This is a genomic window from Pseudomonas algeriensis (genome assembly GCF_048847255.1).
In the GTDB taxonomy this organism is placed as follows: domain Bacteria; phylum Pseudomonadota; class Gammaproteobacteria; order Pseudomonadales; family Pseudomonadaceae; genus Aquipseudomonas.
In genome coordinates this window covers 175,576-199,218 of the sequence record NZ_JBKKRK010000010.1, presented here as the reverse complement: position 1 = coordinate 199,218, position 23,643 = coordinate 175,576, and the positions used below count along the sequence as shown (strand labels likewise).

The 23,643-nt window shown below is 61.4% G+C and carries 21 protein-coding genes; 14 read left to right on the top strand and 7 right to left on the bottom strand.

Going from position 1 to position 23,643, the window contains the following annotated elements:
- The first annotated feature begins 59 nt into the window (after window positions 1-59).
- The 8 genes from ACLK1G_RS17085 (at window position 60) to ACLK1G_RS17050 (ending at window position 6,599) form a co-directional block, all read left to right on the top strand.
- On the top strand, window positions 60-305 hold the full coding sequence (locus ACLK1G_RS17085) for a DUF2789 domain-containing protein (RefSeq protein WP_420766483.1): 246 nt from the start codon (window positions 60-62) through the stop codon (window positions 303-305).
- 195 nt (window positions 306-500) lie between these two features.
- Window positions 501-1,082 (top strand): alpha/beta hydrolase, encoded by a 582-nt coding sequence (locus ACLK1G_RS17080; protein WP_420766482.1) that lies wholly within the window; start codon window positions 501-503, stop codon window positions 1,080-1,082.
- A gap of 45 nt (window positions 1,083-1,127) precedes the next feature.
- Window positions 1,128-2,063, top strand: a complete 936-nt coding sequence (locus tag ACLK1G_RS17075) for a sigma 54-interacting transcriptional regulator (protein ID WP_420766481.1) — start codon at window positions 1,128-1,130, stop codon at window positions 2,061-2,063.
- Window positions 2,064-2,280: 217 nt separating this feature from the next.
- A complete protein-coding gene (locus ACLK1G_RS17070; RefSeq protein WP_420766480.1) occupies window positions 2,281-3,063 on the top strand; it encodes a MetQ/NlpA family ABC transporter substrate-binding protein in 783 nt (260 codons plus the stop codon).
- 573 nt (window positions 3,064-3,636) lie between these two features.
- On the top strand, window positions 3,637-4,302 hold the full coding sequence (locus ACLK1G_RS17065) for an amino acid ABC transporter permease (RefSeq protein WP_420766479.1): 666 nt from the start codon (window positions 3,637-3,639) through the stop codon (window positions 4,300-4,302).
- A complete protein-coding gene (locus ACLK1G_RS17060) occupies window positions 4,283-4,942 on the top strand; it encodes an amino acid ABC transporter permease (protein WP_420766478.1) in 660 nt (219 codons plus the stop codon). Before ACLK1G_RS17065 ends, ACLK1G_RS17060 begins: the two co-directional genes overlap by 20 nt.
- Complete coding sequence (locus tag ACLK1G_RS17055) at window positions 4,939-5,721, top strand: amino acid ABC transporter ATP-binding protein (RefSeq protein WP_420766477.1); 783 nt, start codon at window positions 4,939-4,941, stop codon at window positions 5,719-5,721. Before ACLK1G_RS17060 ends, ACLK1G_RS17055 begins: the two co-directional genes overlap by 4 nt.
- Complete coding sequence (locus ACLK1G_RS17050; RefSeq protein WP_420766476.1) at window positions 5,718-6,599, top strand: transporter substrate-binding domain-containing protein; 882 nt, start codon at window positions 5,718-5,720, stop codon at window positions 6,597-6,599. The genes ACLK1G_RS17055 and ACLK1G_RS17050 overlap by 4 nt, the downstream gene beginning before the upstream one ends.
- 146 nt (window positions 6,600-6,745) lie before the next feature.
- On the opposite strand, the gene ACLK1G_RS17045 is transcribed toward ACLK1G_RS17050, so the two are convergent.
- Window positions 6,746-7,906: an AAA family ATPase gene (locus ACLK1G_RS17045; RefSeq protein WP_420766475.1), complete on the bottom strand. Its 1,161-nt coding sequence runs from the start codon at window positions 7,904-7,906 to the stop codon at window positions 6,746-6,748.
- 120 nt (window positions 7,907-8,026) lie between these two features.
- Between ACLK1G_RS17045 and ACLK1G_RS17040 the strand changes: the two genes are divergently transcribed.
- The 3 genes from ACLK1G_RS17040 to ACLK1G_RS17030 are packed head-to-tail and all read left to right on the top strand — an operon-like array spanning window position 8,027 to window position 13,235.
- Window positions 8,027-9,130 (top strand): efflux RND transporter periplasmic adaptor subunit, encoded by a 1,104-nt coding sequence (locus tag ACLK1G_RS17040; protein WP_420766474.1) that lies wholly within the window; start codon window positions 8,027-8,029, stop codon window positions 9,128-9,130.
- Window positions 9,127-10,191 (top strand): efflux RND transporter periplasmic adaptor subunit, encoded by a 1,065-nt coding sequence (locus ACLK1G_RS17035; protein ID WP_420766473.1) that lies wholly within the window; start codon window positions 9,127-9,129, stop codon window positions 10,189-10,191. The genes ACLK1G_RS17040 and ACLK1G_RS17035 overlap by 4 nt, the downstream gene beginning before the upstream one ends.
- On the top strand, window positions 10,188-13,235 hold the full coding sequence (locus ACLK1G_RS17030; RefSeq protein ID WP_420766472.1) for an efflux RND transporter permease subunit: 3,048 nt from the start codon (window positions 10,188-10,190) through the stop codon (window positions 13,233-13,235). Before ACLK1G_RS17035 ends, ACLK1G_RS17030 begins: the two co-directional genes overlap by 4 nt.
- 187 nt (window positions 13,236-13,422) lie before the next feature.
- Here the strand turns inward: ACLK1G_RS17030 and ACLK1G_RS17025 are convergent, their stop codons facing one another.
- A complete protein-coding gene (locus tag ACLK1G_RS17025) occupies window positions 13,423-15,642 on the bottom strand; it encodes a heavy metal translocating P-type ATPase (RefSeq protein ID WP_420766471.1) in 2,220 nt (739 codons plus the stop codon).
- A gap of 85 nt (window positions 15,643-15,727) precedes the next feature.
- On the opposite strand from ACLK1G_RS17025, the gene cadR reads away from it, so the two are divergent.
- Window positions 15,728-16,174, top strand: coding sequence for a Cd(II)/Pb(II)-responsive transcriptional regulator (gene cadR / locus ACLK1G_RS17020; protein ID WP_420766470.1), 447 nt, complete (start codon window positions 15,728-15,730; stop codon window positions 16,172-16,174).
- Between the two features lie 123 nt (window positions 16,175-16,297).
- Here cadR and ACLK1G_RS17015 read toward each other — a convergent pair whose 3' ends face one another.
- The 3 genes from ACLK1G_RS17015 to ACLK1G_RS17005 all read right to left on the bottom strand — a co-directional run bounded on the left by ACLK1G_RS17015 (window position 16,298) and on the right by ACLK1G_RS17005 (window position 18,979).
- On the bottom strand, window positions 16,298-17,269 hold the full coding sequence (locus ACLK1G_RS17015) for a thymidylate synthase (protein WP_420766469.1): 972 nt from the start codon (window positions 17,267-17,269) through the stop codon (window positions 16,298-16,300).
- Window positions 17,270-17,318: 49 nt separating this feature from the next.
- Window positions 17,319-18,128, bottom strand: a complete 810-nt coding sequence (gene lgt, locus ACLK1G_RS17010; protein WP_420766468.1) for a prolipoprotein diacylglyceryl transferase — start codon at window positions 18,126-18,128, stop codon at window positions 17,319-17,321.
- A 68-nt stretch (window positions 18,129-18,196) separates the two neighbouring features.
- On the bottom strand, window positions 18,197-18,979 hold the full coding sequence (locus ACLK1G_RS17005; protein ID WP_420766509.1) for a sulfite exporter TauE/SafE family protein: 783 nt from the start codon (window positions 18,977-18,979) through the stop codon (window positions 18,197-18,199).
- A gap of 201 nt (window positions 18,980-19,180) precedes the next feature.
- Between ACLK1G_RS17005 and ACLK1G_RS17000 the strand changes: the two genes are divergently transcribed.
- Window positions 19,181-19,927 carry an NRDE family protein gene (locus ACLK1G_RS17000; protein ID WP_420766467.1) on the top strand — a complete coding sequence of 249 codons (747 nt, stop codon included), beginning with the start codon at window positions 19,181-19,183 and terminating at the stop codon, window positions 19,925-19,927.
- 122 nt (window positions 19,928-20,049) lie between these two features.
- Here the strand turns inward: ACLK1G_RS17000 and ptsP are convergent, their stop codons facing one another.
- Both ptsP and ACLK1G_RS16990 read right to left on the bottom strand, forming a co-directional pair.
- Complete coding sequence (gene ptsP / locus ACLK1G_RS16995) at window positions 20,050-22,329, bottom strand: phosphoenolpyruvate--protein phosphotransferase (RefSeq protein ID WP_420766466.1); 2,280 nt, start codon at window positions 22,327-22,329, stop codon at window positions 20,050-20,052.
- A 22-nt stretch (window positions 22,330-22,351) separates the two neighbouring features.
- Window positions 22,352-22,831 carry an RNA pyrophosphohydrolase gene (locus tag ACLK1G_RS16990; RefSeq protein WP_003186867.1) on the bottom strand — a complete coding sequence of 160 codons (480 nt, stop codon included), beginning with the start codon at window positions 22,829-22,831 and terminating at the stop codon, window positions 22,352-22,354.
- Window positions 22,832-22,974: 143 nt separating this feature from the next.
- On the opposite strand from ACLK1G_RS16990, the gene ACLK1G_RS16985 reads away from it, so the two are divergent.
- Window positions 22,975-23,631, top strand: coding sequence for a histidinol-phosphatase (locus ACLK1G_RS16985; protein WP_420766465.1), 657 nt, complete (start codon window positions 22,975-22,977; stop codon window positions 23,629-23,631).
- Window positions 23,632-23,643 lie beyond the last annotated feature (12 nt).

Genomic DNA, 23,643 nt, shown 5'->3' with positions numbered 1-23,643 from the left:
TTCAAAGGACTAGACTGCGAGAGTCCCCCAGCCGATCCTTTCATGCTCAGGAGTTTCGCATGGAAACCCCGATCCATAACCTTCCCGCGCTTTTCAAACAACTCGGCCTGCCCGACGACGCCGTCAGCATTGATCAATTCATCGCCAGCCACTCGCCGCTCAAGCCCGAATTGCATCTGGCCGACGCTTTCTTCTGGAACGAGAGCCAGCGGCAATTGCTGCGTGATGAAATTCTCGAAGATGCCGATTGGGCGGTGGTGGTGGATCAGCTCGACGTGCTGCTGCGCAAGGGCCGAAGTGGTTGAGGCTTATGCTGCAATACTTGTGCTAGCGGCCTATCAATCAGTGCCGATGCCAGACACAACAGATCGCGAGCAAGCGCGCTTCCCCATGGGCTGATCAGTTATGCTATTTAAGCCTTAATAAATAGCTTCTTATTCCTTAAGCAATGCAGCTCTCCTCCTTATACTCGTTCGCAAACAGATACGCAGGAGAGCCCCATGCGCAACGAATCGATTCGCTACCTGATTGTGCCGGGCTGGCAAGGATCGCCAGACAATCATTGGCAAACCCACTGGCAGGCCAGCCTGCCCAATAGCACCCGGGTCGAACAGGCTGACTGGTTGACGCCACGCCGAGAAGATTGGGTCGCCGCGCTGGCAGAAGCCATCGCCGCTGACAGCACGCCGGTGATTCTCATCGCGCACAGCCTGGGTTGCATCACGGTTGCCCATTGGGCTGCTACAGCTCCGGTGCAGCTGTTACGACAGGTGCGCGCCGCGTTGCTCGTGGCACCGGCGGATGTGGAGCGGCCGGCCTGCGCCCCGGCGTTGCGCAATTTCGCGCCGATCCCGACGAACCTGCTGCCATTCCCCAGCCAAGTGGTCAGTTCCGACAACGACGCGGCAGTCAGTGCCCCGCGTGCGCTGGAGCTTGCACGCAACTGGGGAGCCGAGGCCGGGATTCTGGCGGGGGCCGGGCATATCAATGTGAAATCCGGACATCAGCGTTGGGAGCAGGGTTTCGCTTATCTCTACCGCCTGCAAACGCGCATGGAGCATCACGCCCTGCGTCGTGCCTGAATTTTAGTGCCCTCCGTCTCCCGGCGGTTTGGGCGGGAGCCTGCCATGACCTTGCACGAAACCTTTGGCCAGCCATTGCTGACCTTTCCCGACTCTGAAAAAAGCCCTCTGAGCATCCGCGCCAAGGCGCTGGTTTTCGTCGACCCACGTTCGCGGCAGTTACGCCAGGAGCTGGAGCGATTGGCACCGCGCTCGGTCTCGGTGTTGATCCGCGGCGAAACCGGCACCGGCAAGGAGCTGTTGGCCAGGCACATCCACCGCGAAAGCAATCGGGGCGGGTTGTTCGTCTCAGTCAATTGCGGCGCCATCAGCCCTACTTACGCCGATGCCGAGTTGTTTGGCTACGCCGCTGGCAGCCATAGCGGTTCAGCCAGCAGCCGGGCGGGGTGGTTCGGCTCGGCCAACGGCGGCACGCTTTACCTGGACGAGATTGGCGACTTGCCGTTGCCGATCCAGATCAAATTGCTGGCGGCCCTGGAGAACCATGAAGTCACTCGCGTTGGTGCGCACCAGCCCAGTCCGGTGGACGTACGTCTGGTCGCGGCCACCAGTATCGATCTGGCGCAAGCGGTGTCGGCTGGAAAATTCCATGATCGGCTCTACCACTACCTTTGCGAGGGTCAGCTTGAGCTGCCGGCCTTGCGCGAAAGAGTGGGCGACATCCTGTCCCTGTCCGAATACTTCTTGGGCATCTACAGCCAGCGGCTTGGTTTGACGGTGCCGCTGATCAGCGAAGCGGCGCAGCATGCCCTCGAACGGCACAGCTGGCCGGGCAATACACGCGAGTTGGAAAACGTCATTCACTTCGCATTGCTGGTGAGCACGGGAAACGAGATTTTGCCGGAGCATTTGAATCTGCCCTCCCGGCCATCGGCCCTGGGACTGATCGACGGCCAGGTGGCGCAGGTTATCGCCCAGGGCTCGGAAACCGAACGCCTGGCCCTTAAAGCGTTGCTCGTTCAATTGAGCCAAACGCTCTAGACCGGACCCGTTCAACGGCGGCGAAGGTGCCCGCTCCCTCGCAACCAAAATCTACGGTTTTCGTATATGAGTAAAATGAATATGAACTTGAATAAAAGATATTGTTAAGGCATAAAAATTATCGGTATCTTGCGCATCACGCCAGCGATAGCACTTCGCTGGCACTTTACTTCTGGCCGTCGTCCATGACGCCTGTGATTTTCGATAAGGACACCGCATGAAAAAGGTTCTATTGTTCACCGCATTGGCGGCAGCCCTCACCTCGGGCCTGGTCCAGGCCGCAGAGAAGCTGGTCGTCGCAGCCACCCCGGTACCCCACGCCGAAATCCTTGAGCTGATCAAGCCAGCCCTCGCCAAAGAAGGCGTGGACCTGGAGATCAAGGTTTTTACCGACTACGTTCAACCCAACGTACAGGTTGACCAAAAGCGCCTGGACGCCAACTACTTCCAGACCCTGCCGTACCTCAAGAGCTTCAACGAAGGCAAAGGCACTGATCTGGTAACCGTAATCGGCGTGCACGTCGAACCGTTTGGCGGCTACTCGAAAAAGGTCAAGAGCCTGGCTGAGCTGAAGGACGGCGCAACCATCGCCATCCCTAACGAAGGCAGCAACAGCGGCCGGGCCCTGATCCTGCTGCAGAAGGCTGGCCTGATCAAACTCAAGGATCCGAAAAACGCCTTGGCGACGCCGAAAGACATCGCCGAGAACCCGAAGAACTTCAAGTTCAAGGAATTGGAATCGGCCATGTTGCCGCGCGTGCTGGATCAGGTTGACCTGGACATGATCAACACCAACTACGCCTTGGAAGCAGGCCTGAACCCGGCCAAGGACGCTTTGGTGATCGAAGGTTCGGATTCGCCTTACGTTAACTTCCTGGTCGCCCGTCCGGACAACAAGGACAGCGACGCCATCCAGAAACTGGCCAAGGCCCTGACCAGCCCGGAAGTGAAGGCGTTCATCGAGAAGAAGTACAGCGGCGCGGTACTGCCGGCGTTCTGATTCGCGCGGTAAACCCTGTTACGGTTTCAAACGTCGACGGCTGATACAGCGTCGGCGTTTTTTATGCTCGAAAGATTGCTTGGGTCAGGGACAGGATTACCTGTGGCGAGGGAGCTTGCTCCCGCTCGGCTGCGCAGCAGTCGCAAAACCCGCTAATGCGATCTGCATGAAGGACGGCTGGGGGCCTGCTACGCAGGCCAGCGGGAGCAAGCTCCCTCGCCACAAGATCAAAGGCGAAAATCAGGCCATTCTGGTCTTCAACGCCCGGCGCAACGCCACCAATAATTTGACTATTTCCTGCGGTTCCAGTCGCTGTGGCACTTTCACGTCAGCCATTTTTTTCTTCCTTGTAATGGTGAGGGGATGTCGAAAGGATCCTCCCTGCGGCGCAAGGAAAATAGTCGTCTTTGTCCTTTCCGGCAAATCCGAAGATAGTTTTTTGTGTGATATTAATATGCTTTAACGGTATTTAAATTCTACTTCTTATACCTATAAAGTCAGTGCCTGCGAGCAGTCATCCGCTGCCCATGGACCGCATCACCGCCGCTTACCCAGTGGCGTCCAGGATCTTCAATGAACTTCGATTACGCTTTTATCCTCAGCACCCTCCCGGCGTTTCTCAAGGCTGTGGGCGTGACGCTGCAGGTCGGTCTTATCGCCATCGTAACGTCGCTGCTGGTGGCGCTGGTCAACGCGACGATCCTGGTGCTGCGCACGCCTTATCTGCAACGCCTGGTGGGGTTGTATGTGGAACTGGCCCGCAACACACCGCTGCTTATCCAGCTGTTCTTCGTCTATTTCGCCTTGCCGGTGCTGGGCATCAAGATCTCGGGGTTTGCGGCGGCGATCATCACCATGACCTTCCTGGGCGGCGCCTACCTCACGGAAGTGCTGCGGGCCGGCGTGGATGCTGTGCCCCAGGCGCAACTGGAGTCCGGTCGCTCCATCGGGCTGTCCCACGGGCAATTGCTGCGCTACGTGATCCTGCCGCAGGCCGGAATCCTCAGCCTGCCGTCACTGTTCGCCAATTTCATTTTCCTGCTGAAGGAGACCACCGTGGTCTCGGCCGTGGCGGTGCCGGAGATTCTCTACACCACCAAAAGCTACATCGCGCTCTACTACAAGACCTACGAAATGCTCGCCGTGCTGACGCTGATCTGCGTGCTGCTGTTTTTGCCGCTGTCGCTGTTGCTCAGCCGTCTGGAAAGGAGGCTCCAGCATGGCCAGTTCGGGTCTTGAGTTGCTGTGGGTGTCGTTGCCGCAACTGGGCGAGGGCGCCGTCCAAACCTTGTCGATTTCCTTTCTGGGAATCGCCTTCAGCACTGTTGGCGGCGTGCTTTATGGCGTGTTGCGGACATTGGGCGTGAAGTGGCTGGACGCCGTCCTGCGGGTCTATCTGGAGCTGTTTCGGGCGATTCCGGTGCTGGTCTGGTTGTACCTGCTGTTTTTCGGTCTGCCGATTTTTTTCGGCCTGAGCATTCCAAGCTTCTGGTGTGCCGTCCTGGTGTTGTCGTTGTGGGGCGCCAGTGAGGTCGGCGAAGTGGTGCGCGGCGCCTTGCATTCGCTGCCGCGGGGCCAACGGGAGGCGGGCTTGTCGATTGGGCTGAACGGGCCGCAACTCTACGGCCATGTGCTGCTGCCACAAGCGCTCAGGCGCATGACGCCGCCGACCATCAACGTCTACACCCGCATCATCAAGACCAGCTCCCTGGCCGTGCTGATCGGCGTGGTGGACGTGATCAAGGTCGGCCAGCAGATCATCGAGCGTACCTACGAATCCGTGCTGATTTACGGCGCGCTGTTCCTGTTTTTCTTTTTCATCTGCTACCCGCTCTCGGCCGCCTCGCGCGTGTTGGAGCGGCGCTGGACGCAAGCATGAGCGCATTGATCGAGTTCAAGGGTTTCAACAAGTTTTTCGGCGAACAGCAGGTGCTCGACGGCATCGACCTGCACGTGAAGACTGGCGAAGTGATTGTCATCCTCGGCCCCAGCGGTTGCGGCAAAAGTACCTTGCTGCGTTGCCTTAACGGCCTGGAAGTGGCCCACGGTGGCAGCCTGGCATTTGCCGGACGCGAGCTGCTGGACAAAGGCACCGATTGGCGCGAAGTGCGGCAACAGATCGGCATGGTGTTCCAGAGCTACCACTTGTTCCCGCACATGAGCGTGCTCGACAACGTGCTGCTCGGCCCGGTCAAGGTGCAAAAACGCGACCGCCGCGAAGCGCGCGCCCAGGCCGAAGCCCTGCTGGCGCGGGTGGGCCTGCTGGACAAGCGCGATGCCTTCCCGCGCCAGCTCTCTGGCGGCCAGCAGCAACGCATCGCCATCGTGCGTTCGCTGTGCATGAACCCCAAGGTCATGTTGTTCGATGAAGTCACCGCCGCCCTCGATCCGGAAATGGTCAAGGAGGTGCTGGACGTCATCCAGGGCCTGGCTCGCGAAGGCATGACCCTACTGATCGTCACCCACGAAATGGCGTTCGCCCGTGCCGTGGCTGACCGCATTGTGTTCATGGATGCCGGGCGCATCCTTGAACAAAACCCTCCCGAGATTTTCTTTACGAACCCGCAAACCGCACGAGCGCAGCAGTTCCTGGAGAAGTTCTCCTACGTCGCCGCACTACCCAACACGACTCAAACAAAGGAACTGGAACTGTCATGAAAACTGCCAAGTCTTCTCTGCTGCTATTGCCATTGCTCGCTGTTGCGCTGCTGGCCGGCTGCAATAAAACCGAAGAACCGCCGAAGCCGAACACCGCCAGCCAGAGCAGCGCGCCAGCCGGCTACCTGGAAAAAATCAAGGCGCGGGACAAGCTGATCGTCGGCGTCTTTACGGACAAGCCGCCGTTTGGTTTTGTCGACGAGGCGGGGCGGTATGTCGGCTTCGATACCGACATCGGTCGTCGATTTGCCAAGGACCTGCTTGGCGATGAAAACAAGGTCGAGTTTGTGGCGGTCGAGCCGGCGAGCCGGATTCCGTTCCTGCAAAGTGACAAGGTCGACCTGATCCTGGCGAACATGACCGTGACCCCGGAGCGCAAGGAAGCGGTGGAGTTCACCAACCCGAATCTGAAGGTCGCGGTACAGGCGCTGGTGCCGCAGGCCAGCACGGTGAAAAGCCTTGATGACCTGGCGACCCGCACCACCATTGTCACGACCGGTACGACGGCGGATATCTGGCTGACCAAGAATCACCCGGATTGGAAACTGCTCAAGTTCGAGAAAAATTCCGAGTCCTTGCAAGCATTGGCCAACGGCCGTGGCGATGCCTATGCCCAGGACAATCTGGTGCTGTTCAGTTGGGCCAAGCAGAACCCCGGCTATCGGGTGCTCGAGCAGACACTGGGCGCCGAAGCACCGATCGCACCGGCGGTGAAGAAGGGCAATGTTGAGCTGCGTGATTGGGTCAATGCCGAGTTGGCGAAGCTGGGGGAAGAGAAATACCTGCTCAAGCTGTACGACCAATATGTGCGCAAGGAACTGAGCGATGACACCAAGCCTGAGAGCGTGATTGTCGAGGGGGGTAAGTGGCAGGGGTGATTCTCTGATTGTTGAGGTGACCTTCCGATAGCCATCGCGAGCAAGCTCGCTCCCACAATGGATTTTCATATGCTCACAGTTCTGTGTTCACTGAAGGTTTACTGTGGGAGCGAGCCTGCTCGCGAAGGCGGTCTATCTGGCGCCGACTAGTCCGGCCAATGCCACGCCGGCTCATCCAGCGCGCGCTGCCCGGCAATCCCGGTCTGCCCAAAGTCCTTTTCCAGCACGATGCAATTGCAGTGCTCGTCCTGCTCCAGCGCGGCAATCAGGCGCGAGGCGTGGGATACGACCCAGACCTGGCAACTGGCCGAAGCGCGGATGATCAAGCGCGCCAGGGCCGGCAACAGGTCGGGGTGCAGGCTGGTTTCCGGTTCGTTGAGCACCATCAGCGAGGGCGGTCGCGGTGTGAGCAGCGCGGCCACGAGCAGCAGGTAGCGAAGGGTCCCGTCCGACAGTTCGGCGGCGGTCAGCGGCCGTAGCAGGCCGTGTTGCTGGAACGCGATGGCGAAACGTCCGCCTTGCAGCTTGTCGATGTGCAGATGGGCACCGGGGAACGCATCGCCGATGGCCCCATGCAACGCGTCGACGTCACCGATTTCAAGAATGGTCTGGAGGGCTGCGGCCAAATCGCGCCCATCGTGATGCAACACCGGGGTGCGTGTGCCCAGTTGCGGTTGGCGCACCGGGGCGTCGGCGTCGCTGCGAAAGTGATCATAGAAACGCCAGCGGCGGATGAATTCACGCATTTGCAGCACTTCCGGCGAAGCACGCAGGCTGCCGACCTGGTCGAACAGGCTATCGAAGGTCGGGGTGTGCTGGGACAGGACATCCCACGACCGGCCTTCGCGGGCACGGACCATCGGCCCGTTGCGGTCCACCAGCAGGCTGGCCGGTCGGAACACGGGGCCGGCCCAGATGCACTCGCGCTTGATTTCCGGGTCCAATGAAAACGCCGATCGACTGGGCGCCGGCAGGCCGAGCGCGATCGAATAGCTGAAGTCTTCACTGGCGAATCCCAGGCGCAGGCGCTTGGTGCCCTGACGCACGACCGCCTGCACTGGCACTTCGCCGTTGCGCATGCGCCGGCTGATTTCTTCGGGGCCGGCCCAGAAGGTCGAATCCAGCCCGCCTTCACGGGCCAAGGCATTTACCACTCCGCCCTGTGCCGTCTCCGCCAACAGTCGCAAGGCCCTGTACAGATTGGATTTGCCGCTGCCGTTAGGGCCGGTGATCAAGTTCAACCGACCCAACGGGATGACCAATTTATTGATGGATCGGTAGTTGGCCACCGCCAATGTCTTGAGCATGCATATTTCCTTTGCGTGGTCGCAATCAAGTCTGCCCGATTGCCGTGCATTCGGTGAACCCTGTTCTAAGCTCAGAGTCGTATCGTCACTGGTACGTCGGTACAACGCAAAGGAGTCTGCATGACTGGTCCCGGAATCAAATTGATTGTTGGCTTGGGCGTGTGTGCGTTGTTGACGGGGTGCGGTGATAAGAAACCCGAGGAAAAAGCCTTGCCACGGGTGTTCATACAGCAAGCCACGCCCAGCGAATACGCGGCCTCCGTAACGCTGACCGGCGATGTCCAGGCCCGCGTTCAGGCCGACCTCTCGTTTCGCGTGAGCGGCAAGATCATCGAGCGCAAGGTTGACGTCGGTGACCGGGTCTCGGCCCGGCAAGTGCTGGCCCGGCTCGATCCTCGCGACTTGCAGACCAACGTCGACTCCGCCCAAGCCCAGGTGGCCGCCGAACAGGCGCGGGTCAAGCAGAGCGCCGCCGCCTTCGTGCGCCAGCAAAAGCTCTTGCCCAAAGGCTATACCAGCCAGAGTGAATACGACGCGGCCCAGGCTCAACTGCGCAGTAGCCAGAGCGCGCTGACGGCGGCCCAGGCACAACTGGCCAATGCTCGCGAACAGCTGAGCTACACCGCGCTGATCGCCGAGGCGCCTGGCATCATCACGGCACGCCAGGCGGAAGTCGGCCAGGTGGTCCAGGCCACCGAGCCGATCTTCAGCCTGGCCAGGGACGGTGAACGTGACGCAGTGTTCAACATCTATGAATCTCTGCTGCGCGAACCGCCGTCGGACCCGGCTATCACCATCAGTCTGCTGGACAACCCTGCTATCAAGACCACCGGTACGGTGCGTGAGATCACCCCGGCGGTGTCCGCCGAGACCGGCACCGTGCAGGTCAAGGTCACGCTTCATGACTTGCCTGAAGGCATGCGCCTGGGATCCGTGGTCAGCGCCACGGCCAAGTCCGCCGGAAAGACGGCCGTGGAACTGCCCTGGTCGGCACTGACCAAGAACCTCAGCGAGCCCGCCGTGTGGCTGGTGGACGACGAAGGCAAGGCGCAATTGCATACGGTCACGGTCGGTCGTTACTTGACCGGCAAGGTCATCATCAGCGACGGGCTCAAGGGCGGCGAGAAGGTCATCATTGCCGGCGGGCAGCTGCTCCATCCTGGCGTGCGCGTTGAGGTCGCCGAAAACAATTACGCCAAAGCCCCGACAGGAGCCCAGCCATGAAGCGCTTATGGATGGTCTTGGCCGGCCTGCTGCTGGCCGCCTGTTCGAAGGAAGAGGCGCCGCCGGAGCCGGTGCGACCGGTGTTGTCCATCGAAGTCCGGGCTTTGGACCAACAGGCGCTGGGACGTTTCGCGGGGAATATCCAGGCGCGTTACGAGACCAACGTGGGGTTCCGGGTGCCGGGCCGCATTGCCAGCCGCAACGTCGATGTCGGCGCCGAGGTGAAGAAGGGCGACCTGCTCGCGACCCTCGATCCCACTGATCAGCAGAACCAATTGCGCGCTGCCCAAGGCGATCTCGCGCGGATCCAGGCGCAGTACATCAATGCCCAGGCCAACGCTCGCCGGCAGCAACAATTATTCGACCGAGGGGTCGGTGCCCAGGCGCAACTGGACATCGCCCAGACGGACCTGAAAACCACCGCGGCGTCCCTGGAGCAGGCCCGGGCCTCGGTGGAGCAAGCCCGCGACCAGCTCAACTACAGCGAGCTGCATACCGACCATGACGCTGTCGTCACGGCCTGGAATGCCGAGGCGGGGCAAGTGGTGACCGCCGGCCAGCAAGTAGTGACCCTGGCCCGGCCCGACGTGAAGGAAGCGGTGATCGACCTGCCCGCCGGGCTGGCCGAGCGCCTGCCCGAGGACGTGGTGTTCGAAGTCGCCGCGCAACTGGACCCGGCGACCCGCACCACGGCCATCGTGCGCGAGATCGAGCCCCAGGCCCAGAGCGCCACCCGCACCCGTCGCGCGCGCCTGACGCTGACCGATACTCCACCGGGATTTCGCCTGGGCACGGCGATCAGCGTGACCCTGAGCTCGGCCATCGAGCCACGCATCGAACTGCCTCTCAGCGCCTTGCAAGAGGTTGATGGCAAGTCGCGAATCTGGCTGATCAACCCGCAGGACCAGACGGTTTCGCCACGGGACGTGCAGGTGCTGGAACGGTCGGACGGCTCGGTGTTGGTGGCCAACGGCATCAAGCCCGGCGACCGCGTGGTCAGCGCTGGCGTGAACAGCCTCCAGCCGGGGCAAAAAGTGAAACTCGACGAGGACGCACGATGAAAGGGCCTTTCAACTTATCGGAATGGGCCCTGCGGCATCAGTCGTTCGTGTGGTACCTGATGTTCGTCGCGTTGCTGATGGGCGTGTTTTCGTACCTGAATCTGGGCCGCGAAGAGGACCCCTCGTTCACCATCAAGACCATGGTCATCCAGACGCGCTGGCCTGGCGCGACCCAGGAAGAAACCCTCAAGCAGGTCACGGACCGCATCGAGAAAAAACTCGAAGAGCTCGACTCCCTCGATTATGTGAAGAGCTACACCCGGCCCGGGGAATCGACGGTGTTCGTCTATCTGCGCGATACCACTGGCGCCGAAGAGATTCCCGAGATCTGGTACCAGGTCCGCAAGAAGATCAACGACATTCGCGGCGATTTCCCGGAAGGCCTCCAAGGGCCGGGATTCAATGACGAGTTCGGTGACGTCTATGGCTCGGTGTACGCCTTCACCGGCGACGGCTTGTCGATGCGTCAGTTGCGCGACTACGTGGAGCAAGTACGCGCCGAGATCCGCGAGGTGCCTGGCCTGGGCAAGGTGGAAATGGTCGGCGAGCAGGACGAAGTGCTGTACCTGAATTTCTCCACCCGCAAACTCGCGGCGCTGGGAATCGACCAGCGCCAAGTGGTGCAGAGCCTGCAATCGCAGAACGCGGTGACCCCGGCCGGTGTGATCGACGCCGGGCCAGAGCGGATTTCCGTGCGCACCTCGGGCCAGTTCCAATCGGAAAAGGACCTGGCCAACGTCAACCTGCGACTCAACGATCGCTTTTATCGACTGGCCGACATCGCCGATATCCGCCGTGGCTACGTCGACCCCGCCACACCGATGTTCCGCTTCAACGGCACGCCGGCCATTGGCTTGGCCATCGCCATGAAGAAGGGCGGCAACATCCAGGAATTCGGCAAGGCCCTGCATGTACGCATGAACGAACTGACCGCCGACCTTCCGGTGGGCGTCGGCGTGCACACGGTGTCGGACCAGGCCGAAGTGGTGGAGGAGGCCGTCGGCGGCTTCACCAGCGCGTTGTTCGAGGCGGTGATCATCGTGCTCGTCGTCAGTTTCATCAGCCTCGGCATCCGGGCGGGGCTGGTGGTGGCCTGCTCGATCCCGCTGGTGTTGGCGATGGTTTTTGTCTTCATGGAATACAGCGGCATCACCATGCAGCGGATCTCCCTCGGCGCGCTGATCATCGCCCTGGGCCTGCTGGTGGACGATGCAATGATCACCGTGGAGATGATGGTCACCCGCTTGGAGAAAGGCGAAACCAAGGACCAGGCCGCCACCTTTGCCTATACCTCGACCGCCTTCCCCATGCTCACCGGGACCCTGGTCACCGTGGCCGGTTTCGTGCCCATCGGCCTGAACGCCAGTTCGGCGGGCGAATACACCTTCACCCTGTTCGCCGTGATTGCCGTGGCGATGCTGGTGTCATGGATCGTCGCGGTGCTGTTTGCGCCGGTGATCGGCGTGCACATCCTGAGCACCAACATCAAACCCCACAGCGCCGAGCCGGGGCGCATTGGTCGGGCCTTCAACGGTGGCCTGTTGTGGGCGATGCGCAATCGCTGGTGGGCCATTGGCATCACGGTGTTGCTGTTTGCGTTGGCGGTGTTCTGCATGCGCTTCGTGCAGAACCAGTTCTTCCCGTCCTCGGACCGCCCAGAGATCCTGGTGGACCTCAACCTGCCGCAGAACGCCTCGATGGACGAGACGCGCAGGGCGGTCGATCGCCTGGAAGCGACCCTCAAGGATGACCCGGACATCGCGCGCTGGAGTACTTACATCGGCGAAGGCGCGATTCGTTTCTATCTGCCGCTGGACCAACAGCTTCAAAATCCGTACTACGCGCAACTGGTTATCGTCAGCAAGGGCCTGGAGTCGCGCGCGGCCCTGACCGAACGTCTGCAAAAGCGCTTGCGGGAGGATTTCGTCGGCATTGGCAGCTACGTGCAGGCCCTGGAAATGGGCCCGCCGGTGGGCCGTCCGATCCAGTATCGCGTCAGCGGCAAGGACATCGACCAGGTGCGCAAGCACGCCATCGAGCTGGCCACCGAGCTGGACAAGAACTCCCACATCGGCGAAATCATCTACGACTGGAACGAGCCAGGCAAAGTGCTGCGCATCGACATCGCCCAAGACAAGGCGCGGCAACTGGGCTTGTCTTCAGACGATGTCGCCCGGCTGATGAACAGCATCGTCAGCGGCTCGCCGGTGACCCAGGTCAACGACGATATCTACCTGATCGACGTGGTAGGGCGCGCCGAAGACGCCGAGCGCGGCTCGCCGGAAACCCTGCAGAATCTGCAGATCGTTACCCCGAGCGGCACGTCGATTCCATTGCTGGCCTTCGCCACGGTGCGTTACGAGCTGGAGCAGCCGCTGGTGTGGCGTCGCGACCGCAAGCCCACCATCACCATCAAGGCCGCCGTGCGCGATGAAATCCAGCCCACGGATCTGGTGCGGCAACTGCAACCGGACATCGACAAATTCGCCGCCAAATTGCCAGTGGGCTACAAGATCGCCACCGGCGGTACGGTGGAAGAAAGCAGCAAGGCCCAAGGGCCAATCGCCAGCGTTGTGCCGCTGATGCTGTTCTTGATGGCGACGTTCCTCATGATCCAGCTGCACAGCGTGCAGAAGCTGTTTCTGGTGGCGAGCGTCGCGCCGTTGGGCCTGATTGGCGTGGTGCTGGCGCTGGTTCCGACGGGCACGCCCATGGGCTTCGTGGCGATCCTCGGCATCCTCGCGTTGATCGGCATCATCATCCGTAACTCGGTGATCCTGGTGACCCAGATCGATGAGTATGAGCGTGACGGCTACGAGCCGTGGGACGCCGTGGTGGAAGCCACCGAGCATCGGCGCCGGCCGATCCTGCTGACAGCTGCCGCGGCGAGCCTGGGGATGATCCCGATTGCCCGGGAAGTGTTCTGGGGGCCGATGGCCTACGCGATGATCGGCGGCATCATCGTCGCCACGCTGCTGACGCTGCTGTTCCTGCCGGCGTTGTACGTGGCCTGGTACAAGATCCGTGAGCCGAAGCGCGATTGAGGCGGCCGAGTACTGTCAGATGTGGCGAGGGGATTTATCCCCGCTGGGCTGCACCGCAGCCCCAAAGAAAACAACCTCATTCAACCTGATACACCGGGTTTGCAGCCTTTTGGGGCTGCTTCGCAGCCCAGCGGGGATAAATCCCCTCGCCACAGGTTAGGTGTCTGGTCTCGGCAGCGCGCAATTTTTACTTGCGCAACAACCGCAACCCATTGAATACCACCAGCAAACTCACCCCCATGTCGGCAAACACCGCCATCCACATGGTCGCAAGCCCTGCAAAGGTCACCCCAAGGAAAATCGCCTTGATGACCAGCGCCAGGGCGATGTTCTGCTTGAGGATGCTTGAGGTCTGCCGCGACAGCCGGATGAATGCCGGAATCTTGCGCAGGTCATCGTCCATCAAGGCCACGTCGGCGGTCTCGATGGCCGTGTCGGTGCCGGCCGCCGCCATGGCGAAACCGATTTCCGAGCGGGCAAGCGCCGGGGCGTCGTTGATGCCGTCGCCGACCATGCCGACGCGGTGGCCTTGGGCGTAAAGACTTTCGATGGCGTGTAGCTTGTCCTCTGGCAGCAGGTCGCCACGGGCCTGATCCATGCCCACCTGCCTGGCGATCGCTTCGGCGGTGTGGGCATTGTCGCCGGTCAGCATCACCGTCTTGATACCCAGGTCATGCAGTTGCCGGATGGCTTCGCGGCTGGAATCCTTGACGGTGTCCGCGACGGCAAACAGTGCCAAGGGTTTTGTGCTGTCGAGCAGCAGCACCACGGATTTGCCTTGTTTTTCCAGGGCGAAGAGCTTCTCTTCAAGCTCAGGGGAGCAGAGGCCAAGGTCTTCCACCAGGCGATGATTGCCCAGGTGATACGTCTGGCCACCGATGTCGCCACGGACGCCGCGCCCAGGGAGCGCCGCAAAGTTATCCACAGTCTGCTGCGGCTGTTTTTTATCCACAGCCGCCTCGGCAATCGCCTGGGATACCGGATGGTCTGAGCGCGCCGCGAGGCTGGCGGCCAGGGCCGGGACCGCCGTCTCCAGAGTCGGGTCCAGCAGTACGTAATCGGTCTGTACCGGTTTGCCATGGGTAATCGTGCCGGTCTTGTCCAAAGCCAGATAATCGAGTTTGTGGCCACCCTCAAGGTAAACGCCGCCCTTGACCAATATGCCTTTGCGCGCCGCAGCCGCCAGGCCGCTGACGATGGTCACCGGGGTGGAAATCACCAGCGCACAAGGACAGGCCACCACCAGCAGGACCAGTGCGCGGTAGATCCAGTCGAACCAGCTCGCGTCCATGAACAGCGGAGGGATGACCGCCATGGCCAGGGCCAGGGCAAACACCGCCGGGGTGTAGATTTTCGAGAATTGATCAACGAAACGCTGGGTCGGCGCCCGGGAACCCTGGGCTTGCTCCACGGCGTGAATGATCCGCGCCAGGGTGGACTGGTCGGCACCGGCGGTCACGGTGTATTCCAGTTCGCCGGCCTGATTGATCGTGCCGGCGAACACTTTGTCGCCCACGGTTTTTTCCACCGGCAGGCTTTCACCGGTAATGGGTGCCTGATCGATGGTCGAGCGTCCAGCGACCACGTCACCGTCCAGCCCAACCCGCTCGCCAGGACGAACCCGCACCCTTGCGCCGAGGGCGATGGTTTTTACGTCCTCTACCTGCCATGTGCCGTCGGCCTGTTGCACCGTGGCTTGCTCCGGCGCCATTTGCATCAGGCCGCTGATGGCGTTGCGCGCCCGGTCGAGGGATTTCGCCTCGATCAGCTCGGCCACGGTAAACAGGAACATCACCATCGCCGCTTCCGGCCATTGGCCGATCAAGACGGCGCCGGTCACGGCGATGCTCATCAAGGCATTGATGTTCAGGTTGAGGTTTTTCAGGGCAATCCAGCCCTTCTTGTAGGTGCCGAGGCCGCCGCTGAGAATCGAGACCAATGCAACCAGCGCCACCACCCAGTTCGGCGCGGCATTGGTGAAATGAATCACCTCGGCAGCCAATGCCGTCACGCCGGACAGTGCCAACGGCCACCAAGGCTTGGCTGGGGCGGGTGGGGTGTGGGTGGGGTTCTCCTGGCCGTCGGCCAACGCCTCGGCTTGCATTCCGAGGGACTCGATCGCTTTGATGATCGGGGTGTCGTTGGGCAAGTCGTGGGTCACGCCCAATACCCGGTTGATCAGGTTGAATTCCAGCTGTTGCACACCTTCGAGCTTGCCGAGTTTGTTCTGGATCAGCGTTTGCTCGGTGGGGCAATCCATGGCTTGAATGCGAAAGCTGCTCAGCCGCGCACCGTCCGTCGGTGTTTTGCCGAGGTTGATCACCGACGGTGCTGCTTTAGCAGCACAGCAGGAATGCCCGTGGCCGTGGCCGTGGTCGGGGTTATGAAGGTGAAGGGAATCGCTCATCGGGGACGTCCATGAAAAGTACCTGTTGCGCAGTAAAGACCCTGTAGCCACTATAGGGTCAAGCACCTATTTCGGAGGCTGCATCATGAAAATCGGAGAACTGGCGAAAATCACCGACTGCCAGGTGGAAACCATCCGCTACTACGAACGTGAGGGCCTGTTGCCGGAGCCGGCCCGCAGCGACGGCAATTACCGCGTCTACACCCAGGCCCATGCCGAGCGGCTGACGTTCATCCGCAACTGCCGCACCTTGGACATGACCCTGGAAGAAATCCGCAGCCTCCTGGCCCTGCGCGACAGCCCCCAGGACCAGTGCGAAAGCGTCAATGCACTGATCGACGAGCACATCCATCACGTCAAGGCCCGCATCGATGGCCTGATGGCGTTGCAGGCACAACTGATCGACCTGCGCCATCGCTGTGGCGAAGGGCCGGATCTGGACCAATGTGGGATTTTGCAGCGGCTGGAAGTGAGCGGGGCGGTGGCGCCGGATGTGGAACATTCCCATGTAGGCAGGAGCCATGGGCATTGAGCGGCAAGGAAAACCAATGTGGGAGCGAGCCTGCTCGCGATAGCGGTGGATCAGTCACATAAGTAATGAATGTGAGGACGCTATCGCGAGCAGGCTCGCTCCCACAGGGAAGGGTGCTGTTTTTTAGACCGCCATCGGCGCGGTCATCGGCGCATGGTGCTGGTAGCCTTCCAGGGAAAAATCGCTAGGCTCCACCTGTTCCAGCCACTCCGGCTGGTACACGCCGGTCTTGGCAAATTCCGGTACACGCTCGGAAATCACCAGCTTGGGCATCGGGAACGGCTCGCGGGTGAGCTGTTCGTTGAGCATGTCCAGGTGGTTTTCGTAGACGTGAGCATCGCCGATGAAATAGGTGAACCAGCGCGGCGTGTAGCCGGTCAGGCGACCGATCAGGCTCAGCAGCGCGGCGCCCTCGGTGAGGTTGAATGGCGTGCCCAGGCCCAGGTCGTTGGAGCGGATGTAGAGGGTCAGGGAGATTTCCTTCGTCTCGACATTCGGGTGGAACTGGTAGAGCAAATGGCACGGCGGCAATGCCATTTCATCGAGCTGGGCGCAGTTCCAGCCGTGGAACAGGATGCGCCGGCTGCCCGGGTCCTTGATGATGGTGTCGACGCACTGGCGAACCTGGTCGATGGCTTTGTACAGCACCACGTAGGCTTGGCCGTTTTCTTCGCCCTCGGCGATCTGGCGGTAACCCTGGACGAGCGTCTGCTCGATGGCCGCCGGGTTGCTCAGGGGGATCTGTTTGTACGCCGGCCATTTGCGCCATTGCACGCCGTAGATCTCGCCCAGGTCGTCTTCGCCCTGGCGGAATGGGTTGGCCAGCCATTGGGCATTTTCGTTGGCGTTCTGGTCCCAGACCTTGCAGCCCAGGGCGCGGAACTCGGCGGCGTTATTCACGCCACGGAGGAAACCGCACATCTCGCCGATGGCCGACTTGAAGGCCATCTTGCGGGTGGTGATGGCGGGAAAGCCTTCCTTCAGGTCATAGCGCAGCATGGCGCCAGGGAAGCTGATGGTGTTCACGCCGGTGCGGTTGGCTTGCTTGGTGCCGTTCTTGATGACGTGGGCCACCAGATCGAGATATTGCTTCATGGATTACCTGTGTCCTTGAACCCGAGGCCGTGCCCCGGGGTTCGAATTTTTAAACCTTGGCCACTGCAGCCGGCGCGCGACGATAGGCCAGCCAGATCAGCGCCAGACCGCCAATGATCATCGGCAGGCACAGCACCTGGCCCATGGTCAGCCAGTTCCACGCCAGATAGCCGAGCTGGGCGTCCGGGACGCGGACGAACTCGACGATGAAGCGAAAGATGCCATAGAACAGCGCGAACATGCCCGACACCGCCATGGTCGGTCGCGGCTTGCGCGAAAACAGCCAGAGAATCAGGAAGAGTGCCACGCCTTCGAGGGCGAATTGATAGAGCTGCGACGGGTGGCGCGGCAACTGCGACGGGTCACTGAACGGTGGGAAGATCATCGCCCACGGTACGTCGGTCGGCTTGCCCCACAGCTCGGCATTGATGAAGTTGCCGATGCGCCCGGCCCCCAGACCGATCGGTACCATCGGCGCGACGAAGTCCATCAGCTCGAAAAACGATTTGTTGTTGCGCTTGCCAAACCACAGCGCCGCCAGCATCACGCCGATGAACCCACCGTGGAATGACATGCCGCCCTTCCAGACTTCGAATATCAACGTCGGGTTGGCAAGATAGGCGCTCAGGTCGTAGAACAGGACGTAGCCCAGGCGTCCGCCGACGATCACCCCCATGGACAACCAGAACACCAGGTCGGAGAGCTTTTCCTTGTTCCAGGTCGGGTCGAAGCGGTTGAGCCGCCGCGACGCCAGCAGCCAGGCGCCACCGATACCGATCAGGTACATCAGGCCGTACCAGTGGATTTTCAGCGGACCGATGGCCAGGGCCACCGGATCGATCTGCGGGTAAGGCAGCATGGGCATTCCTCATGAACGTCAAAAATTCCCGGGCGACGCTGCCACCTCGGGATTAAGCCAGGATTGTGTCAGAGCAGGAAACTCAAGCCCACGCTGAACAGCAAGGCGGCGAACAGCCGCTTGAGCAAGCGCGGCGACAAACGGTGGGCCAACCTCGCGCCGACGCGAGCGAAGACCATGCTCGTCAAGGCGATGCCCAGCAGCGCCGGCAAATACACAAAACCGAGACTATGGGGTGGCAACAGTGGATCCTGCCACCCCAGAATCATGAAACTTAACGCACTGACCAGGGCGATGGGCAATCCACAGGCCGAAGAAGTCGCCACCGCTTGTTGCATCGGTACGCTGCGCCAGGTCAGGAACGGTACGGTCAGCGAACCGCCACCGATGCCAAAAATCGCCGAGGCCCAGCCGACCACCGTGCCGGCCAGGGACAAGCCAACCTTGCCCGGTACCGTGCGGCTGGCCTTTGGCTTGAAATCCAAGGCCAGTTGCGCGGCGACGAGCATGGCGAACACACCAATGATTTTTTGCAGGTGCGGACCGGAAATCGCTTCGGCGGTGATCGCGCCGAAACCGGCACCGATCAGGATCCCGACGGTCATCCAGGTAAAGATCTGCCAGCGCACGGCCCCTTTTCGATGATGCTCGCGCACGGCATTCACCGAAGTGAAGATGATCGACGCCAGGGAAGTGCCCACGGCCAGGTGCGTCAACACCTGCGGATCGAACCCCTGAAGGGTAAAACTGAACACCAACACCGGGACGATGATCATGCCGCCCCCCACGCCGAACAGCCCGGCCAGCACCCCGGCACAGGCGCCGAGCAGCAGATAGAGCACAAATTCCACCAGCGTTGCCTCGACCATCGCAAATAAGAGCGGCATGGTAACGGATCGAGGGCATCCGGCTCCACTGAAGGCGATGGATGCGTCAGTGATGTATGGGTAGAGTGACCCATAGCTGACTTGCGCAGAATCTCTGTGGCGAGGGGATAAATCCCCTCGCCACAAAAACGCTGCTCGGTTTTATTCCTATAACAGGACCACCTGATGTGCCTGATCGTATTTGCCTGGCGCCCTGGCCACGCCCAGCCGCTGATCGTCGCGGCCAACCGCGACGAGTTCTACGCGCGACCGACCTTGCCCCTGGCCCAGTGGCCCGACGCGCCCCATGTCCATGCCGGTCGTGACCTGGAGGCTGGCGGCACCTGGCTTGGCGTAGGTGCCGGTGCTCGCTTCGCGGCCCTGACCAACATCCGCGACCCCGGTCAGCTACCAGCATTCAAGTCTCGCGGCGAGCTGGTGGCGCGGTTCCTGATCGGGGATCTGTCGATCGCTGATTATCTAAGCGACGTGGTGCCGCGTGCCGGCGAGTACGGCGGCTTCAACCTGCTGCTTGGCGACGGCACGCAGCTGTGGCACTACAACGCACGCGATGCCCGGCCTCAGCAGTTGGCTGAAGGGGTCTATGGCTTGTCGAACGCTGGGCTGAACACGCCTTGGCCCAAGTTGCTCAAGGCCCGGGCTGCGTTGAGTGAGGTATTGCATGACCCGCACCCCCAGGCCTTGCTGGCGCTGTTGAGCGATCCGCAACCGGCCCCAGTGGCCGAGTTGCCGGACACTGGTGTGGGGCTGGCGACGGAAATGCTGCTGTCGAGTGTCTTTATCGCCAGCCCGGCCTACGGGACGCGGGCGAGCACGGCGCTGATCGTCCATGCCGATGGAACGCGGCAGATGGTCGAGCGCAGTTTCGGGCCCCATGGGGGGCATTTGGGGGAGGTGGAGCTAATCGTTTGAATGCAGCAAGGAACCCGTGGCGAGGGAGCTTGCTCCCGCTGGTGGGCGTAGCCCGCCCAATAAAAGCGGGGGCTACTTCGTAGCCCAGCGGGAGCAAGCTCCCTCGCCACAGGTGCTCGTGCCTATAGGGTCTTGCTCGAAGCCGGATTGATCATCCGCGCCAACCCAAGGTTCTTCAGCGCCAACTGCAAGGAGCTGTGGATCACCTGCGGATTGTCGATGGTCATCAGCTCCGCCAGCAGTTCCTGGGCCTTGCTGAGGTTGATCTGGCGCAGCATCCACTTCACTTTCGGCAGGTTGGTGGCGTTCATCGACAGGCTGTCGAAGCCCATCGCCATCAGCAGCACCGCCGCCGCCGGGTCGCCGGCCATTTCGCCGCAGATGCTCACCGGCTTGCCTTCTGCATGGGCATCACGGACCACTGTCTGCAGGGCCTGCAGCACCGCCGGGTGCAGGTAGTCGTACAGGTCGGCCACCCGAGGGTTGTTGCGGTCCACGGCCAGCAAATACTGGGTCAGGTCGTTGGAGCCTACCGACAGGAAGTCCACCTGCCGCGCCAGTTCCTTGGTCTGGTACACCGCCGCCGGGATTTCGATCATTACCCCGACGGGTGGCATCGGCACGTCGGTGCCTTCATCGCGCACTTCGCCCCAGGCCCGGTGAATCAGGTGCAGCGCTTCTTCCAGCTCATGGGTGCCGGAAATCATCGGCAACAGGATGCGCAGGTTGTTCAGGCCTTCGCTGGCCTTGAGCATTGCGCGGGCCTGGACCAGGAAGATTTCCGGGTGGTCGAGCGTCACGCGAATGCCGCGCCAGCCGAGGAAGGGGTTGTCTTCCTTGATCGGGAAATAGGACAGGGATTTGTCGCCGCCAATGTCCAGGCTGCGCATGGTCACCGGCTGCGGATGGAACGCCGACAGTTGCTCGCGGTAGATCGCCAGCTGTTCCTTTTCGCTGGGGAAGCGCTGGTTGATCATGAACGGCACTTCGGTGCGATACAGGCCCACGCCCTCGGCGCCACGTTTCTGCGCCCGGGCGACATCGGCCAGCAGGCCGGTATTGACCCACAGCGGCATGCGGTGGCCGTCGAGCGTCACGCACGGCAGGTCCTTCAGCGCATCGAGTCCCAGGGACAGTTGCTTTTCTTCTTCCACCACGTCGGCGAACTGCTTGCGCAGCACGTCGCTGGGGTTGGTGTAGACCTCGCCGTGGTAGCCGTCGACGATCATCTGGATGCCGTCGACTTTGGAGTACGGCAGGTCCACCACGCCCATGACCGTCGGGATGCCCATCGCCCGGGCCAGGATCGCCACGTGGGAGTTGCCCGAACCGAGCACCGAGACCAGGCCCGCCAGCTTGCCCTCCGGCACTTCGCCGAGCATCGCCGGGGTCAACTCCTCGCTCACCAGGATGGTGTTGTCGGGATAGACCAGGGTCTGCTGGCGCTCTTGCTGCAAATAAGCCAGCAGCCGGCGACCGAGGTCCTTGACGTCGGAGGCGCGCTCGCGCAAGTAGGCGTCGTCCATCAACTCGAAACGATTGACGTGGTCGGTCACCACCTGGCGCAACGCGCCCTGGGCCCATTGGCCGGTCTTGATGACCGTGGTGACTTCGCTGCCCAGGGACGCATCGTCAAGCATCATCAGGTAAACGTCGAACAGCGCGCGCTCTTCGGGGCGCAACTGCGTCGCCAGCTTGGCCGAAAGGGCACGCATGTCGGCCCGCACGCCTTCGATGGCGGTCTTGAACAAACCGAGCTCGGCGTCGATGTCGGCGATGGCCTTGTCAGGCACCACATCGAGGTCGGCGGGCGGCAACATGACCACTGCGGTGCCCACCGCCGCGCCCGGGGAACCTGGCACGCCGACGAACTTGGCTTCCTGGATGCCCTTGCCCTGGCGGCCAAGGCCGCTGATCGAACCGGTGGCCTCGGCATGGGCGATAACCCCGGCCAGTTGCGCGCTCATGGTGACGAGGAAGGCTTCTTCACCCTCATCGAACTGGCGGCGCTCTTTCTGCTGGATGACCAACACGCCGACGACGCGGCGGTGGTGAATGATCGGCGCGCCGAGGAAAGACGCATAGCGCTCTTCACCCGTTTCCGCGAAGTAGCGGTAGCGCGGGTGGTCCGCGGCGTTTTCAAGGTTCAGGGGTTCTTCCCGCGTGCCGACCAGGCCGACCAGGCCTTCATTGGGCGCCATGCTGACCTTGCCGATGGAGCGCTTGTTCAAGCCCTCGGTGGCCATGAGCACAAAACGGTTGGTCTCGGGGTCAAGCAGGTAGACCGAGCAGACTTGGCTGCCCATGGCCTCTTTGACGCGCAATACAATAATGCCCAACGCCGCCTTGAGATCCTTGGCGGCGTTAACTTCCTGGACGATCTTGCGCAGCGTATTGAGCATGGCTCGGGGTCGAACTCCGTCGTCAGTCGCGCGTCAGCAGGCGCGGGGCAAGCTCTTTGAGAGCGCGTCGATACACCTCGCGCTTGAATGTCACCACCTGGCCCAACGGATACCAATAACTGACCCAGCGCCAGCCATCGAACTCCGGTTTACCGGTCAAATCCATCCGCACCCGCTGCTCATTGGAGATCAGGCGCAGGAGAAACCATTTCTGCTTCTGGCCGATGCACAGTGGTTGGCTGTGCGTCCTGACCAGGCGTTGCGGCAAACGATAGCGCAACCAGCCTCGGGTGCAGGCGAGTATTTCGACATCTTCGCGCTCCAGCCCGACTTCTTCATTCAACTCACGGTACAAAGCTTCTTCCGGCGTCTCCTGGGGGTTGATCCCACCCTGGGGAAACTGCCAGGCGTCTTGATTGATACGGCGTGCCCATAGCACCTGCCCAGCATCATTCGTAAGAATGATCCCCACATTGGGACGGAAACCATCGGGATCGATCACGGCAACAACCTCGCAAACGCATGTCGCCGCATTGTTCCACAAAGGTTGTGAAAGCAGCAACGAGACTGCCGAGCTTATGTGCACTCTTGTGAAAAGTACGTATTCTGGGCGCCTTTCTTCAGATATTTCAGCGAGTAACTGCAATGCGGCTGGCTTTATTCGACTTGGACAACACGCTGCTGGGCGGTGACAGCGATCACGCCTGGGGCGATTACCTGTGCGAACGCGGCTTCCTCGATGCCGTGAGCTACAAGGCACGCAACGATGAGTTCTACCAGGACTACCTGGCGGGTAAGCTCGACAACGCCGCGTACCTGAATTTTTGCCTGGAAATCCTGGGTCGTACCGAGATGGAAGTGCTGGCACAGTGGCACCTCGATTACATGCGCGACTGCATCGAACCTATCGTATTGCCCCAAGCGATCGCGCTGTTGAAGAAACACCGTGACGCCGGCGACAAACTGGTGATCATCACCGCCACCAATCGCTTCGTCACCGCGCCGATCGCCGAGCGACTCGGAGTAGAAACCCTGATCGCCACCGAATGCGAGATGATCGATGGCCGTTACAGTGGCCGCAGCACCGACATTCCCTGCTTTCGCGAGGGCAAGGTGACCCGGTTGAACCGTTGGCTGGAAGAGACTGGGTATTGCCTCGACGATAGCTACTTTTATAGCGATTCGATGAACGACTTGCCGCTGCTGGAAGCGGTGACGCATCCGGTGGCGGTCGACCCGGACCCGAACCTTCGGGCCGAGGCCCAGAAGCGTGGTTGGCCGGTCATCAGTCTGCGCGACTGAATCTCACGCCCG

What these genes read in the sequence shown, in the direction of transcription:
- ACLK1G_RS17085 (WP_420766483.1), top strand. Translation starts at nt 60, where the DNA reads ATGGAAACCCCGATCCATAACCTTCCCGCGCTTTTCAAACAACTCGGC.
- ACLK1G_RS17080 (WP_420766482.1), top strand. Translation starts at nt 501, where the DNA reads ATGCGCAACGAATCGATTCGCTACCTGATTGTGCCGGGCTGGCAAGGA.
- ACLK1G_RS17075 (WP_420766481.1), top strand. Translation starts at nt 1,128, where the DNA reads ATGACCTTGCACGAAACCTTTGGCCAGCCATTGCTGACCTTTCCCGAC.
- ACLK1G_RS17070 (WP_420766480.1), top strand. Translation starts at nt 2,281, where the DNA reads ATGAAAAAGGTTCTATTGTTCACCGCATTGGCGGCAGCCCTCACCTCG.
- ACLK1G_RS17065 (WP_420766479.1), top strand. Translation starts at nt 3,637, where the DNA reads ATGAACTTCGATTACGCTTTTATCCTCAGCACCCTCCCGGCGTTTCTC.
- ACLK1G_RS17060 (WP_420766478.1), top strand. Translation starts at nt 4,283, where the DNA reads ATGGCCAGTTCGGGTCTTGAGTTGCTGTGGGTGTCGTTGCCGCAACTG.
- ACLK1G_RS17055 (WP_420766477.1), top strand. Translation starts at nt 4,939, where the DNA reads ATGAGCGCATTGATCGAGTTCAAGGGTTTCAACAAGTTTTTCGGCGAA.
- ACLK1G_RS17050 (WP_420766476.1), top strand. Translation starts at nt 5,718, where the DNA reads ATGAAAACTGCCAAGTCTTCTCTGCTGCTATTGCCATTGCTCGCTGTT.
- ACLK1G_RS17045 (WP_420766475.1), bottom strand. Translation starts at nt 7,906, where the DNA reads ATGCTCAAGACATTGGCGGTGGCCAACTACCGATCCATCAATAAATTG.
- ACLK1G_RS17040 (WP_420766474.1), top strand. Translation starts at nt 8,027, where the DNA reads ATGACTGGTCCCGGAATCAAATTGATTGTTGGCTTGGGCGTGTGTGCG.
- ACLK1G_RS17035 (WP_420766473.1), top strand. Translation starts at nt 9,127, where the DNA reads ATGAAGCGCTTATGGATGGTCTTGGCCGGCCTGCTGCTGGCCGCCTGT.
- ACLK1G_RS17030 (WP_420766472.1), top strand. Translation starts at nt 10,188, where the DNA reads ATGAAAGGGCCTTTCAACTTATCGGAATGGGCCCTGCGGCATCAGTCG.
- ACLK1G_RS17025 (WP_420766471.1), bottom strand. Translation starts at nt 15,642, where the DNA reads ATGAGCGATTCCCTTCACCTTCATAACCCCGACCACGGCCACGGCCAC.
- cadR (WP_420766470.1), top strand. Translation starts at nt 15,728, where the DNA reads ATGAAAATCGGAGAACTGGCGAAAATCACCGACTGCCAGGTGGAAACC.
- ACLK1G_RS17015 (WP_420766469.1), bottom strand. Translation starts at nt 17,269, where the DNA reads ATGAAGCAATATCTCGATCTGGTGGCCCACGTCATCAAGAACGGCACC.
- lgt (WP_420766468.1), bottom strand. Translation starts at nt 18,128, where the DNA reads ATGCTGCCTTACCCGCAGATCGATCCGGTGGCCCTGGCCATCGGTCCG.
- ACLK1G_RS17000 (WP_420766467.1), top strand. Translation starts at nt 19,181, where the DNA reads ATGTGCCTGATCGTATTTGCCTGGCGCCCTGGCCACGCCCAGCCGCTG.
- ptsP (WP_420766466.1), bottom strand. Translation starts at nt 22,329, where the DNA reads ATGCTCAATACGCTGCGCAAGATCGTCCAGGAAGTTAACGCCGCCAAG.
- ACLK1G_RS16985 (WP_420766465.1), top strand. Translation starts at nt 22,975, where the DNA reads ATGCGGCTGGCTTTATTCGACTTGGACAACACGCTGCTGGGCGGTGAC.